Origin of the sequence: Rhizobium sp. BK049 (assembly GCF_014193135.1) — a bacterium.
GTDB lineage: Bacteria > Pseudomonadota > Alphaproteobacteria > Rhizobiales > Rhizobiaceae > Rhizobium.
Map to the genome: position 1 here is coordinate 1 of NZ_JACHYV010000007.1, position 14,092 is coordinate 14,092.

Sequence of the window (14,092 nt, forward strand, 5' to 3'; positions counted from 1 at the left end):
CGCCCGAAAACTCATCGTTCTCGCCAACACAATCCTCTTTCGCAAGACCGAATGGACGCCACAACACCGCAAGAATTAAACATGGTTGCTCCCCGTAAACGGGGCGAAGGGACATGCCGCACCGGCCTCCTCCATCTCAACGTCGCGCCTGGCACGTCCCCTCGCCCCGTTTTACGGGGCGAGGGTTAGGGTGAGGGGCAGCTACTGGGCGTTGGAAAATTCTCAGAACTCTTCCCAGCTCTGCTCGGCTGCAGCCGCACTGCCGCCGAAGGCGCGGGCGACTTTGGCGATCGCGCGGCGGGCGGGTGAGGCGACCGGCTGCCTGTGCGGCTCGTTGCGCACAAGCGCCACGGGCGCCACCGCATCCGAAAGCTTGAAGCGGGCAATGAGGTGCACCAGCCCGTTGGCTTCGGCTGAAAGCCGGTGCGTGGCGGCAGAGGTTTCTTCCACCATTGCAGCATTCTGCTGGGTCACCTGATCCATCTGGTTGACGGCCGTATTGACCTCCTTGAGACCGGTCGACTGTTCGACCGCGGCCGTGGCGATCGAATGGATATGGTCGTTGATGGCGATGACGCGGGCGCCGATTTCCGACAGCGCCTCACCGGTCGCCTGGACGAGTTTGACGCCGACCTGCACCTCATCGCCCGATTTGGTGATCAGTGCCTTGATGTCCTTGGCAGCGGTCGCCGAACGCTGGGCGAGTTCACGCACTTCCTGCGCGACCACCGCGAAGCCCTTGCCGGCCTCGCCGGCGCGGGCGGCCTCGACCCCGGCGTTCAACGCCAGGAGGTTGGTCTGGAAGGCGATCTCATCGATAACGTTGATAATCTGGCTGATTTCGCGCGAGGCCTGCTCGATGCGGCCCATGGCCTCGACGGCGTTGCGGACGACGACGCCGGAGCGGCCGGCATTTTCTTTGGCTTCTGAGACCATGACGGTCGCTTCATGCGCCCGCTCGGTGGAGTTCTGGACGACGGCTGTGATCTCGTCGAGCGCCGCGGAGGTCTGTTCGAGGGCCGCCGCCTGCTGCTCAGTGCGCTTCGACAGGTCGTCGCTGGCATTGCGCAGCTCTGATGTGTTGCCGTTCATCGCTTCGGTCGTCTCGCGCACTTCGCGCATCGTCGCCTGCAGCGTTACGAAGCTGTTGTTGACGTTCTGCTGCAGCTCGGCGAAGGCGCCCTGGAAATTGCCGTTCATCGTCTGGGTCAGATCGCCTTCGGCAAGGCTTGCGATGACGCGGCGGGTCTCGCCGATCCCGGCATCGACGCTCGACAGCAGCGTGTTGATATTGCCGGCGAACTGGTTGAGGTTCTCGTCCTGATAGTCCTTGTCGATGCGATGGCTGAAATCGCCGGCCGCAGCCGCGGCCACGACGACCGACATGCTCGACTGCAGATCGTCGCTCTTGGCGCGCATCGCCGCCTCCTGAGCGTTCAGGCGCTTGACGGCAAGGCCGTTCTCCTTGAAGACCGCGACCGCGGCGGCCATCTCGCCGATTTCGTCCTTGCGGCCGGCAAAGGGAACCTCGGCGTCGAAATTGCCGTTGGCGACCTCCTTGATCGCGTGGGTGACACGCTTGATCGGGCGGCTCAGATGGCTGGTGCCGATATAAAAGCCCATGCCGATGCCGACCGCGATGCCGATGCCGGTAATGCTGAGCACGAGCGTCAGGACCCAGGAGCGGAAACTTTCGATATCGGCGTTGACGGCTTCGAGAGCTGCCTTGTCGGTAGCGACGACCGCGTCGATTTCAGCCTGGAAGGCCTTGCGATTGGCGCGATTGGCCTCGTTGTTGCCCTGCTGGCTGGCGGCCTCGGGCCCGACTTCGGTGCCGAGGCGGGCCGTTTCCGTGCGGAAGGTGCGGAATTCGGCGGCGCGAGAGACGAGCTTGGCGAAGTTGGCCTTCTCGCTTTCGGGAACGAGCGGCGCCCAGCCGGCGATGACCTTGTCGATCTCATCGAGAGCGGCCGTGATGCCCTTGGCGAAGTTCGGCGTATCCTTGATCGTCTTCGCCGCATAGATGCCGCGCGACTCCATGACGACAGCGGTGACGAAACGGTTGAGGCGCTCGCCGGCATAGGCGCGGGCGGCGGCCTGCTCGTAAGCAGTGAGGTTGCGGCTGTATTCGCGCATGGCGGACAATGCCGTTGCGCCGATCAGAAGGGCGACGGCGCCCATTACGCAAACCAGCAGATTAATCTTGCCGCGGATCTTCAATGCAATGCCTCCTAGCTCCCATCACTGCCTGGAAAGCCAGTTCCCGGCTGATGGTGCGAATATCCGCGAAATTCCTTAAAGTTACATTTCTAATGTTTACGATTATGGCCCCAGAATATTAGCCATGCCGGCGTCCGCCCCAGGCGCAAGTCGCTGAAAAGCATGACTTTCCGTCGCGGCGGCGACCAAGCACAACCTTCTGGAGCAAAACAAACTTATTAACACTTACATGCGAAAACCACGCGCAGGCCAGCATTACCGGTGAAATGATCTGTTATAAATTGACTTTGGCAGGCTTCATCCGTATAAGCCGCCGCACGTCCGGTCACCTAAGGCCTTCATGGCTCGCCCGTTCGAAAAACAACGCTCCTTGCATCATGCAAATTCAAGAAGGGCCGCACTCCGCGGTGTTTAAATAAATGAAGCGTACTTACCAACCATCCAAGCTTGTTCGCAAGCGTCGCCACGGCTTCCGTGCGCGCATGTCCACGAATGGTGGCCGCAAGGTCATCGCTGCCCGCCGCGCGCAGGGCCGCAAGCGTCTCTCGGCTTAAGGCCGGGTTGCCCGATAAGAGATGGCGGGCGAATTGACGACCAGTGAGAAAAAACACGCTGTCGGGCGGCTGAAGAGCCGCCCGCAGTTTCTTGCCGTGCGCGAGGGCGAAAAACGCCGGGGAGGACTCTTCCTTCTCGAAGTGCTCGACCGGAAGGAACCCGACAGCCAGGCGCGTGTCGGTTTCACAGTCACCAAAAAACATGGCAATGCCGTAGAGCGAAACCGCATGCGCCGCCGCCTGAAAGAGGCGGTGCGGCTTCATGCGGGGTTTGCAATGAAGCCCGGACACGACTATGTGGTTGTCGCGCGCAGGGACGTGCTCGACGCGTCCTTCCAGGAATTGGCCGCGGAATTGAAATCCCGCGTGGAAACCAGGCCGAAACACCGGCGCCCAGGAAACGGACGCCCCAGGAACCTATGATGGAAAACAACCGCAATTATTTCATTGCGATCGCTCTCTCGGTGCTGATCGTCCTCGGCTGGCAGTTTCTCTATATGAATCCGCGCATCGAGGCCCAGCGCAAGACGCAGGAAGCCCAGAAGGCGCAACAGCAGACCGAGCAGACGCAGCAGCCGGCTGCTGCCGGCGGAGCACCGGCGCAAACGACCGGCGCGGCCCCGACCGGCCAGGCAGCCGCGACGGCGACGCGCGAGCAGGCGCTCGAAAAGACCCCGCGCATCGTCATCGACACCCCTGCCCTTTCCGGCTCGATCAACCTTGCCGGCGCCCGGCTCGACGACCTGAAGCTCAAGGGCTATCACGAGACCGTCGACGACTCGAGCCCGACCATCACGCTGTTCAGCCCGGCCGAAACCAAGGATGGTTACTTCACCGAGCTCGGCTATATCGGCAGCGACGCAACGGGTGCGGTCCCCGGTCCCTCGACGCTGTGGACGGCGCCGGAGGGCGCCAAGCTCACCGAGAAGACACCGGTGACGCTCTCCTATACCAATGACAAGGGCCTGACCTTCACTCGCACGATTTCCGTCGACGACCGCTACATGTTCACCGTCGCCGACAAGGTTCAGAATTCGAGCCAGGCTCCTGCCTCGCTTTCCTCCTACGGCCGCGTGACGCGTTACAACAAGCCGACGACCCCCTCCGTCTACGTGCTGCACGAAGGGTTTATCGGCGTCATCGGCGACGACGGCCTGATCGAAAGCAAATATAGCGCGGTGGAGAAGGAAGCCGTGGCCCCGGCGAAATCCACCGGCGGCTGGCTCGGCATTACCGACAAATACTGGGCGGCGACGATCGTACCGCCGCAGACGTCAGCCTATGAGGCACACTTCTCGTATTTTTCCGACGGTCAGCCGCGCTATCAGGCCGACTATAAGGACGATGCCTTCACCGTTGCGCCGGGCCAGTCGGTTGAGCTCAAGAACCTCGTCTTTGCCGGCGCCAAGGAAGTGCCCGTCATCGACGGCTACGAGGCCTCCTATTCGATCCCGAAGTTCGACCGGCTGATCGACTGGGGCTGGTTCTATTTCATCACCAAGCCGATGTTCAAGCTGATGGACTTCTTCTATCGCTTCTTCGGCAATTTCGGCGTGGCGATCCTCTGCACCACGATCGTCGTCAAGGCGCTGTTCTTTCCGCTCGCCAGCAAGCAGTACGCCTCCATGGCGAACATGAAGCGCATGCAGCCGAAGATGGAGGAGCTGAAGGCGAAATTCGGCGACGACCGCATGGCGCTGCAGCAGGCGACGATGCAGCTCTACAAGGACGAGAAGATCAACCCGATCGCCGGCTGCTGGCCGGTGGCGCTGCAGATCCCGATCTTCTTTTCGCTCTACAAGGTGATCTATATCACCATCGAGATGCGGCACGCCCCGTTCTTCGGCTGGATCAAGGACCTTTCGGCGCCCGATCCGACGACGATCATCAACCTGTTCGGCCTGCTGCCCTTTGAGGCGCCGACCTTCCTGCATCTCGGCGTGTGGCCGCTGATCATGGGCGTCACCATGTTCCTGCAGATGCGCATGAACCCGACGCCGCCCGACCCGACGCAGGCGATGATCTTCAACTGGATGCCGCTGGTGTTCATGTTCATGCTGGCAAGCTTCCCGGCCGGCCTCGTCATCTACTGGGCCTGGAACAACACGCTCTCGGTGATCCAGCAGTCGGTGATCATGAAGCGCCACGGCGTCAAGGTCGAACTCTTCGACAATCTGAAGGGCCTGTTCCGACGAAAGACGGCACCGTCGAAATGATGCTTTCAAGCCCCGCTTCGGCGGGGCTTTTCATTTCCGGCCAGCTTGTGAAGCAAGACGCTGCCCGCCTGAAAGCTTGACATCCGCCGCCAAAACCACGAAGCCGACAGAAGACTGAACCCGGAGATTGCCGAGCCCGCATGCCCGAAAACGAAAAGCCACTCTTCGGCCACCCATGGATTTTTATCCGCGGCGTCCCGTCGCTCAACTTCCTGCCGCCGGAAGGACCGCCGGAAGTGGCCTTTGCCGGACGCTCGAATGTCGGAAAATCGTCTCTCATCAATGCGCTGGTCGGCCAGAAGGGCCTGGCGCGCACCTCGAACACGCCGGGGCGCACGCAGGAACTCAACTACTTCGTGCCGGACGGATATTCCGGCGAAGCGGGCGACCTGCCGCCGACGGCGATCGTCGACATGCCGGGTTATGGCTATGCGCAGGCGCCGAAGGAACAGGTCGACAAGTGGACGAAGCTCGTCTTCGATTACCTGCGCGGCCGCGCGACGCTGAAGCGCGTCTACGTGCTGATCGACAGCCGCCATGGCATCAAGAAGAACGACGAGGAGGTTCTGACCCTGCTCGACAAGGCGGCCGTCTCGTACCAGGTGGTGCTGACCAAGACCGACAAGATCAAGGCGCCGGCCGTGCCGAAACTTCTGGCCGACACGGCGGAAAAGATCCGCAAGCGCCCGGCCGCCTATCCCTACGTGCTGTCCACCTCGTCCGAAAAAGGCGACGGGCTCGATGACCTGCGCCAGGCGATCGCCGAAACCGTCGGCATTGCAGGTTGGAAATAAAAGCGGCGCTCCGCAGAGCCCCCGATGCCTCTGCCGATACGGATAGTTTTACATCGTCGGCAACAGCACCTTATCGACGACGTGGACGACGCCTTCGTCCTTGTCCTTGTCCTTGATTATCTTGGCGACGGGCCTGGCCATCGCATCGCGCGAGGCATCGTTATGGCCGGTGCACCTTACCGCTCGCAATGACCGGACCGCTCACCTGTCCGCTCGGCGAGCCGCCGAAAGGCTCTAGGCTGACGGCAAGGGTTGCGCCATCGGCGACGTTATTGCGCAGATCGGCGGGAATGACGAGTTCGCCGCTTTCGCCGGGCTGAAAGATGCCGAGCGATTTCGGCGCGCCGCTGCCCGGCACCAGCCAGAGTTCGAGCGATTTCTCCTCCGGCGTGCCGGCGGCGACCGGCACGATCTTCAGCCGGCCGCTCTGGATCTCATAGGAGGCGCGGAGATTGATCGCGTTGTTTTGGCCCGAAAGTTCGGCCGCCAGCGGTGCCGGCCCCTGCGGCTGCGGCACAAGGCCGGAGGCGAAGATGACGGCACTGACGGCGACGACGATGCAGGCGAACGCCAATGAGCGCCAGAAGACCGCCGAATTCCACAGCCCCTGCGAAAAGGATGCGGGTTTTCCGGCCTCGCCGAACAGCCGGGACTCGATCTGCTTGAAGGTTTCCCGGCTCGGCGCGACGCCGTCATATTCGTCGTTGAAGGCGGAGAGGTTGGTTTCCCAACGGCTGACGATCGCCGCAAATATCCGATCGCGGCGCATGCGCTCTTCCACCACCCGGCGATCCTGCTGCGATAGGACGCCCAAGACATATTCACCGGCGAGGACCTCGTCGCGGGAGCGGTTTCCCTTGCTTTTGTCGGGCGATGTCATCGTTCCATGCACTCTCTCAGTTTCAAGAGGCTGCGCCTGAGCCAGGTCCGCATCGTGTTCAGCGGAACGCCGAACTGATCCGCCAGTTCCTGATAGCTCAGCCCTTCGACATAAGCCCGTTTCACGGCGACCGCACGATCAGCTTCCAACTCTTCCATGCAGGTGTCAATCCGCCTTCCTTCATCCTTCGTCACCGTCTGTCTTTGCGGGGCGGATTCGGAATCGGCAAGATCGTAAACGCTCTCGAGTTCGTCGGTGACGGGCTTGCGCGCACGCAGCAGATCGATCGACCGGTTGCGGGCAATTGCGGCCAGCCACGCCGAGGACGATCCCGCGGCTGCCCGGAAGCTTCGAGCGCTTGCCAGATGCTGATATAGACTTCCTGCAGGGCATCCTCGGCCTCCGTGCGGTCCTCCAAGATGCGCAGGCAGATTGCGAAAAGTTTCGGTGCAGTCTGATTGTAGAGGGCAATGAATGCCAGGCGATCGAGCGCGACGCGGCCGTCAGGTCCTTGATCTCATCGCCTTGCATGCCGTTCCCCATATCGTGCCTCGCTCAGCCGGCGGGTCCAACTCCTTTGGCTCCGTGCCACATACGAAAAACTATTGCGGTCTGGATTATTCCCTCTGTCAGAAACTTGCGATAAAAGGCCCGCGATCAACTCCTGCGGGGTCCCCATGAACGAGTCCGAAAGCGAAATCCAGGCACGTCTTCTCGCCCAGGCGCTGCCTTTCATGCAGCGTTATGAAAACAAGACGATCGTGGTGAAGTACGGCGGCCACGCGATGGGCAATCCCGAGCTCGGCAAGGCCTTTGCCAGCGATATCGCGCTTCTGAAGCAGTCGGGCGTCAACCCGATCGTCGTCCACGGCGGCGGCCCGCAGATCGGCGCGATGCTGACCAAGATGGGCATCGAATCGAAATTCGAAGGCGGGCTTCGCGTCACCGACCAGAAGACGGTCGAGATCGTCGAGATGGTGCTCGCCGGCTCGATCAACAAGGAGATCGTCGCGCTGATCAATCAGACCGGCGAATGGGCGATCGGCCTTTGCGGCAAGGACGGCAACATGGTCTTCGCCGAAAAGGCGCGCAAGACCATCAAGGACCCGGATTCCAACATCGAGCGGGTGCTCGATCTCGGCTTCGTCGGTGAAGTGGTGGAGGTCGACCGCACGCTGCTCGATCTGCTCGCCCGCTCCGAGATGATACCGGTCATCGCGCCGGTGGCGCCGGGCCGCGACGGCGCGACCTACAATATCAACGCCGACACTTTCGCCGGCGCCATTGCCGGCGCGCTCAACGCCACCCGCCTGCTGTTTTTGACCGACGTTCCCGGCGTGCTCGACAAGAAGGGTCAGCTCATCAAGGAACTTTCCGTCGCCGAAGCGCATGCGCTGATCGCCGACGGCACTATCTCGGGCGGCATGATCCCCAAGGTCGAGACCTGCATCGATGCGATCAAGGCCGGCGTGCAGGGGGTCGTCATCCTGAACGGCAAGACCGCCCATTCCGTCCTGCTCGAGATCTTCACCGAGCACGGCATCGGAACGCTGATCGTTCCCTAATCGAACAGGGCGCTTGCAGGCGCCCCTTTCTCATGCTTCGGCAAAATCCGTCGAAAGCGTGAGGTTTTCCCAGGCGTCGATTTCCGCGCTCAAGCTTTTCAGCTTGTCGCGGATGAGCGAAAGGGCATCGGCTCCAAGCACCAAATGGACAGGTGGTTTTTCTGCCTCGACCAGCGCCATCACGGCTGCGGCTGCCTTACGAGGATCGCCCGGCTGTTTGCCGTTCTTTTCCTCACGTGCCCTGCGGATCGGATCGAATAGCGCATCGTAATCGGCAATGTTCCTGCCGCTGCGCACCATGGAGCGGCCCGCCCAATCGGTTCGGAACGAGCCAGGAGCCACCGCTGTGACCGAGATGCCGAAGTCTTTCACTTCTTTTGCAAGAACCTCGCTCACGCCTTCCAGCGCAAATTTGCTTCCGCAATAATATGCGATGCCCGGCATGGTGATGAAACCGCCCATGGAGGTGATGTTGATGATATGGCCTGCCCGTCGCCGGCGCATAAACGGCAGGACGGCCTTCATCATTCCGACAGCCCCGAAGACATTAACTTCGAATTGCCGGCGCATTTCCTCGATGGGCGATTCCTCCAATGTTCCCTCATGTCCGTAGCCGGCATTGTTGATGAGAACGTCCACGGGACCGACTGATTTCTCGATATGCATAACAACCAGTTCAATCGCCTCGACATCGGCGACGTCGAGCTGAACGGCGATGGCACGACCGGGCGCCAGATTTTCGAACCGTCTCGCGGCTTCGATGTTGCGCACCGTGCCAACGACTCTGTACCCCTTTGCGAGTGCGGCTTCCGCGAAGGCTCGGCCAAGGCCCGAGCTAACACCGGTAATCAGCAACTGCTTTCCAATTGCACGCATGTTGAACTCCTGAATCGCTATAATCGCGCACCGGCAAGGCGAGTGCGCTGCGATTATGTGGACAGGCGAAAGGAGTATTTCCAATATATTGCACAGGCGATGTTGATATCTTAAAGGTATGACATGGAGCTGCGTCACCTTCGTTATTTCATTGCCGTCGCCGAAGAACTGAACTTTACGCGGGCGGCGCGCAGGGTTGGCATCGGACAGCCCCCGCTGAGCAACCAGATTCGCGATCTTGAAAATGAGGTTGGCACGTCGCTTTTCCGGCGCCTTCCGAGCGGCACCGAACTGACCGAGGCGGGTAAGGCTTTTCTGCCTGAAGTTCGAGCCATCCTGTTGCAGGCGGAACAAGCAAAGCAAAGCGCTCTGCGGGCAGCGCACGGCCAGCAGGGTCGGCTGCGGGTGGGGTTTACCAGTTCAGCGGTTTTCAATCCGATCGTGCCTGCCGCGATCAACGTCTTTCGCGAGAAATATGCAGCGGTCGGGTTCAGCCTGGAGGAAGCGCCCACTGCGCGATTGCTGGAACGGCTGAATGCGGCCGAACTCGACGCCGTCTTCATCCGTCCGGGCAGTGGCGACCCGGCGCAAGCCCGGTCTCAGCTTCTGGCCGAAGAGCCGATGGTCATCGCCCTGCCGTCCGGACATGCCAAGTCAAAAGCGCAGGCATTGCGGCTCGACGAACTTGCGGAAGAAAGCTTCGTCCTCTTTCCGCGCGAGGCAGGCGCCGGTTTTTTCGACGACATTCTCGCCGCCTGCCGACAAGCGGGATTTGAACCGGTTCTTGGCCAGCCGGCGCCGCAAATCACGGCGATTCCCAGCTTGATCGCCGTCGGCCTCGGCATCTCGATCGTACCGGCGGAGATGACCAAGATCAATGTCCCCGGCGTTCGTTACATTGCGATCGCCGGTGACGCGCCAAAGGCACGATTGGCCCTCTCGACCCGGCGTGACGAGCGCTCGCCCGTCGTTCGAAATTTCGTCGCACAAGCCATCAGCATGCAGCGGAGCTTCGCCTAGCAAAAGCCAGCTGCGGCGCAAGTTCGCCGCCGTCAACGACCTCAGGCCGCACGATCCGAAGGTCAGTCAAGGCCGGCGTGCAGGGCGTCTTCATCCTGAACGGCAGACCGCCCATTCCGTCCTGCTCGAGATCTTCACCGCGCACGGCATCGGGACGCTGATGGTTCCCTGATCGAGGCTGCGCCCCTTGCCGCACGAGAGGCGCATCTGCCCAGCTGGTCCCTCCTGTCGCGCTTTTATCCGGCGATCAGACCGGCATGGGAAGGATGCCCCGCGCCGAAGCAAAGAGGTGTTGAAGGATCGCATCCCATGCAATAACTGGCATTGAAGCGTGGCAAGGCAGAGCCAATGCGGGTGCGCCCTCAGCAGAGGATATGGATCATGCGCCTCAATCAGGTGACCGTTACGATGCCTGACCTCGATGCGGGCTGGCATTTCTACTACGTCCTCGGTCTTCGCCCCGTTGTCGATGCGCGTCCCCGGTATGCGCGTTTCGTCTGCCCCGATGGGGACAGCACTTTTTCGCTTCACCAGGGCGAGAAAGGCGGCGGCGGGACGACCGTCTATTTCGAGTGCGAGGATCTGGACGAAACGGTCGCCAAGCTTAGCGCAGCCGGACTTCGGTTCGCAAGCGGGCCGGAGGACAAGAGCTGGCTGTGGCGTGAGGCGGAGCTGTTCGATCCCGGCGGCAACCGCGTCGTTCTCTATTTCGCCGGATCCAACCACGTCGATCCGCCATTGCGGGTGGGATGAGCGGCCAATCTTCGCGCCGAGAGGTCGCAAATCGTACAATGAAGCCTTGGCAAGATTTCGAATCGTGCTTTAGGTTGCGCCCCGAAAATCAAACGGCTCGAGCAAAAAGATGCGCCTTACAGACTGCTATAACTTCCACGATTTCCGGCGCATGGCCAAGCGGCGTCTTCCAGGGCCGATCTTCGACTATATCGACGGCGCCGCCGATGACGAGGTGACGTATCGGCGCAATACCGCAGCCTTCGACAATTGTGATCTGGTGCCCGATGTTCTCAAAGGGGTGGCCGATGTCGATATGTCGGTGACGGTCATGGGGCAGAAGCTCGCCATGCCGGTCTATTGCTCGCCGACGGCGTTGCAGCGGCTGTTTCACCACCAGGGGGAACGGGCAGTCGCGGCGGCAGCGGCGAAATACGGCACGATGTTCGGCGTCTCCTCACTCGGCACGATCAGCCTGGAGGAGGCCAGGCAGATCAGCGACGGACCTCAGGTCTACCAGTTCTATTTCCATAAGGACCGCGGGCTGAACCACGAAATGATGGCGCGGGCGAAAACGGCGGGCGTGCAGGCGATGATGCTGACGGTCGACAGCATCACCGGCGGCAACCGCGAGCGCGACAAGCGCACGGGTTTTTCCATTCCCTTCAAGCTCAATCTCGCCGGCATGATGCAGTTTGCGATCAAGCCCTCCTGGGCGATCGGCTGGCTGACGCATGAGGGTTTCCGGCTGCCGCAGCTCGAAAACCATGTCAAGATGGATGGCGGCGCGCTGTCGATCAGTCGCTATTTCACCGAAATGCTCGATCCCTCCATGTCGTGGAACGACGTGGCCGACATGGTACAGGCCTGGGGTGGGCAATTCTGCCTGAAGGGCATTATGTCGGTGGAGGACGCCAAGCGCGCGGTCGAGATCGGCTGCACCGGCATCGTGCTGTCCAACCATGGCGGCCGCCAGCTCGACGGCTCGCGCAGCGCCTTCGATCAGCTGGCCGAGATCGTCGATGCCGTCGGCGACCGGATCGACGTCATGATGGATGGCGGCGTTCAGCGGGGAACGCATGTTCTCAAAGCGCTGTCGCTGGGGGCCAAGGCCGTCGGGCTCGGCCGTTACTACCTCTTCCCGCTGGCAGCGGCCGGCCAGCCGGGCGTGGAGCGGGCGCTGGAGACGATGCGCACCGAGCTCGAGCGTGACATGAAGCTGATGGGCTGCACCTCGGTCGACCAGCTGACGCGGCGCAATCTGCGCTTCCGTTCCTGAGCGGCGCAGCATGTGATTACGGGCCGCAGCCTTTCATGCGGATGCGGCCCCCGCCGCAGCCCGCTCAGAGTAGGCTGTAGATCGCCGCGGCCTCCTGCTTCAGCTTTTCCATCATCGACCGGTATGGTCCCGGGCCGTAGCTGATGCGGCCGACGCCGAGCTTTGCCAATGTTTTCACGTCAGGCGCGCCCGTCCGCATCATGATGTTGACCGGCAGCGACGAGGCTGCGCAGATCTTTTCGATCAAGGCGGGATCGATCAGGCCCGGAACGAAGAAGCCGCTGCCGCCGGCCGCGGCGTAGGCCCTGCCCCGCTCGATCGCCTCATCCACCAGGCCGGTATGTTTGGAGAGGTCGCTCTCGGCCAGGAAGAGGTCGGTACGGGCATTGACGAAGAAAGGCATGTCTTTGCTGTCGGCCATGGCGCGAATGGCGCGGATGCGGGCCGCCTGGCTTTCGACCGGATAGAGCCCCTCGCCCGCAACCACCCGATCCTCGAAATTGATGCCGATGACGCCGACCTCCATCAGCTTGGCGACATTGGCGGCCGCACCCTGAGGGTCTGCCGAATAAGCCCCTTCGAAATCGACCGAAAGCGGCAGGTCGACGGCATCGGTGATGGATTTCGCCGTCTCTACAAGCACCGACATCGGCAGTTTCTCGCCGTCGGCAAAGCCATGAGCTGCGGCAACCGACCAGCTTCCGGTGGCAAGCGCCTTGGCGCCGGCATCGGCGACGGCCTTCGCCGTCCCCGCATCCCAGATATTGTAGAGGACGATCGGGTCGCCCTTCTTGTGAAGCGCGCCGAATGCCTTGGCCTTTTCAGTCCGGTTCATGCTGTCTCCTCCATCCTTGTCTCCATGCTGATCTTCTCTTCGTGGCGCAGCAGCCATTGCTTGCGCCAGAGGCCGCCGCCGTAGCCGGTCAGCGAGCCGTCCGCACCGAGGATACGATGACAGGGCACGATGATGGCAAGCTGGTTGGCGCCATTGGCGCGGCCGACTGCCCGTACGACCTCCGGCCTTTCCATCTCCCTGGCGAGATCGCCATAGGCGCGCGTCTGCCCGACCGGGATCTCCATCAGCTTTGCCCAGACATGCTTTTCGAAGGGCGTGCCGCCAAGCGCCAGAGGCGTCCTGAAGACGGTCAACCGGCCTTCGAAATAATCGCGGATCTCCCCCTCGATCTGATCTATCGCGGGGGTGCGGCCGATTGCGAGGGAGGAGCGAACGCGCTTCTGCAGCGCTTCGAGTTCGCTCAGTAGCGCCTTGCGATCGTGAAATTCGAGAAGATGCAGACGCGTCTTGTCCGCGACCGCGATCATCGGCCCGAGCGGCGTATCGAACCAGTCGGCAAAAAGCAGTTCGCGATTCTGCGAGAGTGCCGGCGCCTTGCCGACGAGCCGCTGGAACGCCGCCCGGAAACCGCTCGGAGATTCGTACCCCGCGTCGATCTGGGCATCGATGACACGCGCCCCATCCGCCAGCTGCCGGGCCGCTTCGCCGAGCCTGATATAACGGACGATGTCATGGAAGGTCATGCCGAGCGCCCGCTTGAAGGCGCGCCGCACGGTCGAGGGATCATGGCCGCGGCGCACGAGCTCCTCCTCGCTCCAGCGAACCTCCGGCTCGTCGTCGAGTGCGGCAAGCAACAGATCGACGACCGGCTCCCTGCCCGGTTGCTCCAATGGCCTGCAGCGCCGGCAGGGGCGGAAGCCGGAATGCATGCAGGCGGCGATTGTCTCGAAGAACAGCGTATTTTCCCGCTTCGGCTTGCGCGCCGGACAGGTCAGACGGCAGAAGATGCCTGTCGTCTTGACGCAGACATAGGCCTGGCCCTCATACTCGGCGCTGCGCGCGATCAGGGCATCATAGAGCGTGTCATCGTCGGGGCGTTCGAAAAGCATGACCGCTTTCTAACATCCCTGGCCTGCCGCGTCCGCCGAAAATCGGGCGCC

General features: G+C 61.9%; 13 protein-coding genes and 2 pseudogenes. 9 read left to right on the top strand and 6 right to left on the bottom strand.

From position 1 onward, the window contains the following. Nucleotides 1–222: 222 nt before the first annotated feature. Nucleotides 223–2,220, bottom strand: a complete 1,998-nt coding sequence (locus FHT70_RS09195) for a methyl-accepting chemotaxis protein (RefSeq protein ID WP_183700462.1) — start codon at nt 2,218–2,220, stop codon at nt 223–225. 419 nt (nt 2,221–2,639) lie between these two features. On the opposite strand from FHT70_RS09195, the gene rpmH reads away from it, so the two are divergent. The 4 genes from rpmH to yihA all read left to right on the top strand — a co-directional run bounded on the left by rpmH (nt 2,640) and on the right by yihA (nt 5,784). Next, the gene (gene rpmH / locus FHT70_RS09200) at nt 2,640–2,774 is read left to right on the top strand and encodes a 50S ribosomal protein L34 (protein ID WP_183700465.1); all 135 of its coding nucleotides are present in this window, start codon (nt 2,640–2,642) and stop codon (nt 2,772–2,774) included. Between the two features lie 21 nt (nt 2,775–2,795). After that, complete coding sequence (rnpA, locus tag FHT70_RS09205) at nt 2,796–3,197, top strand: ribonuclease P protein component (RefSeq protein ID WP_183700467.1); 402 nt, start codon at nt 2,796–2,798, stop codon at nt 3,195–3,197. Beyond that, nucleotides 3,197–4,990: a membrane protein insertase YidC gene (yidC, locus tag FHT70_RS09210; protein ID WP_183700469.1), complete on the top strand. Its 1,794-nt coding sequence runs from the start codon at nt 3,197–3,199 to the stop codon at nt 4,988–4,990. The genes rnpA and yidC overlap by 1 nt, the downstream gene beginning before the upstream one ends. A 140-nt stretch (nt 4,991–5,130) precedes the next feature. Then, nucleotides 5,131–5,784, top strand: coding sequence for a ribosome biogenesis GTP-binding protein YihA/YsxC (gene yihA, locus FHT70_RS09215; protein WP_183700472.1), 654 nt, complete (start codon nt 5,131–5,133; stop codon nt 5,782–5,784). Nucleotides 5,785–5,944: 160 nt separating this feature from the next. On the opposite strand, the gene FHT70_RS09220 is transcribed toward yihA, so the two are convergent. Together FHT70_RS09220 and FHT70_RS09225 are read right to left on the bottom strand one after the other, a co-directional pair. Further along, entirely contained in the window at nt 5,945–6,664 is a 720-nt protein-coding gene (locus FHT70_RS09220; RefSeq protein WP_183700474.1) for an anti-sigma factor, read from the bottom strand. Then, a pseudogene (locus FHT70_RS09225) lies at nt 6,661–7,195 on the bottom strand (sigma-70 family RNA polymerase sigma factor). The gene FHT70_RS09220 and the pseudogene FHT70_RS09225 overlap by 4 nt, the downstream one beginning before the upstream one ends. Nucleotides 7,196–7,341: 146 nt before the next feature. Between FHT70_RS09225 and argB the strand changes: the two are divergent. Further along, nucleotides 7,342–8,229, top strand: a complete 888-nt coding sequence (gene argB / locus FHT70_RS09230; RefSeq protein ID WP_011423809.1) for an acetylglutamate kinase — start codon at nt 7,342–7,344, stop codon at nt 8,227–8,229. Nucleotides 8,230–8,259: 30 nt separating this feature from the next. Here the strand turns inward: argB and FHT70_RS09235 are convergent, their stop codons facing one another. Continuing rightward, nucleotides 8,260–9,105, bottom strand: coding sequence for an oxidoreductase (locus tag FHT70_RS09235; protein WP_183700769.1), 846 nt, complete (start codon nt 9,103–9,105; stop codon nt 8,260–8,262). A gap of 123 nt (nt 9,106–9,228) precedes the next feature. Between FHT70_RS09235 and FHT70_RS09240 the strand changes: the two genes are divergently transcribed. The 4 genes and pseudogenes from FHT70_RS09240 (at nt 9,229) to FHT70_RS09255 (ending at nt 12,136) form a co-directional block, all read left to right on the top strand. Next, nucleotides 9,229–10,125: a LysR family transcriptional regulator gene (locus tag FHT70_RS09240; RefSeq protein WP_183700476.1), complete on the top strand. Its 897-nt coding sequence runs from the start codon at nt 9,229–9,231 to the stop codon at nt 10,123–10,125. Nucleotides 10,126–10,187: 62 nt separating this feature from the next. Continuing rightward, a pseudogene (locus tag FHT70_RS09245) lies at nt 10,188–10,297 on the top strand (acetylglutamate kinase); the annotation flags it as partial. A gap of 209 nt (nt 10,298–10,506) precedes the next feature. Continuing rightward, the gene (locus FHT70_RS09250; protein ID WP_183700478.1) at nt 10,507–10,878 is read left to right on the top strand and encodes a VOC family protein; all 372 of its coding nucleotides are present in this window, start codon (nt 10,507–10,509) and stop codon (nt 10,876–10,878) included. A 109-nt stretch (nt 10,879–10,987) separates the two neighbouring features. Then, on the top strand, nt 10,988–12,136 hold the full coding sequence (locus FHT70_RS09255) for an alpha-hydroxy acid oxidase (RefSeq protein WP_085776761.1): 1,149 nt from the start codon (nt 10,988–10,990) through the stop codon (nt 12,134–12,136). Between the two features lie 64 nt (nt 12,137–12,200). Here the strand turns inward: FHT70_RS09255 and FHT70_RS09260 are convergent, their stop codons facing one another. Further along, nucleotides 12,201–12,971: an isocitrate lyase/phosphoenolpyruvate mutase family protein gene (locus tag FHT70_RS09260; RefSeq protein WP_183700480.1), complete on the bottom strand. Its 771-nt coding sequence runs from the start codon at nt 12,969–12,971 to the stop codon at nt 12,201–12,203. Beyond that, entirely contained in the window at nt 12,968–14,041 is a 1,074-nt protein-coding gene (locus FHT70_RS09265) for a trifunctional transcriptional activator/DNA repair protein Ada/methylated-DNA--[protein]-cysteine S-methyltransferase (RefSeq protein ID WP_183700482.1), read from the bottom strand. Before FHT70_RS09265 ends, FHT70_RS09260 begins: the two co-directional genes overlap by 4 nt. Nucleotides 14,042–14,092: the final 51 nt, after the last annotated feature.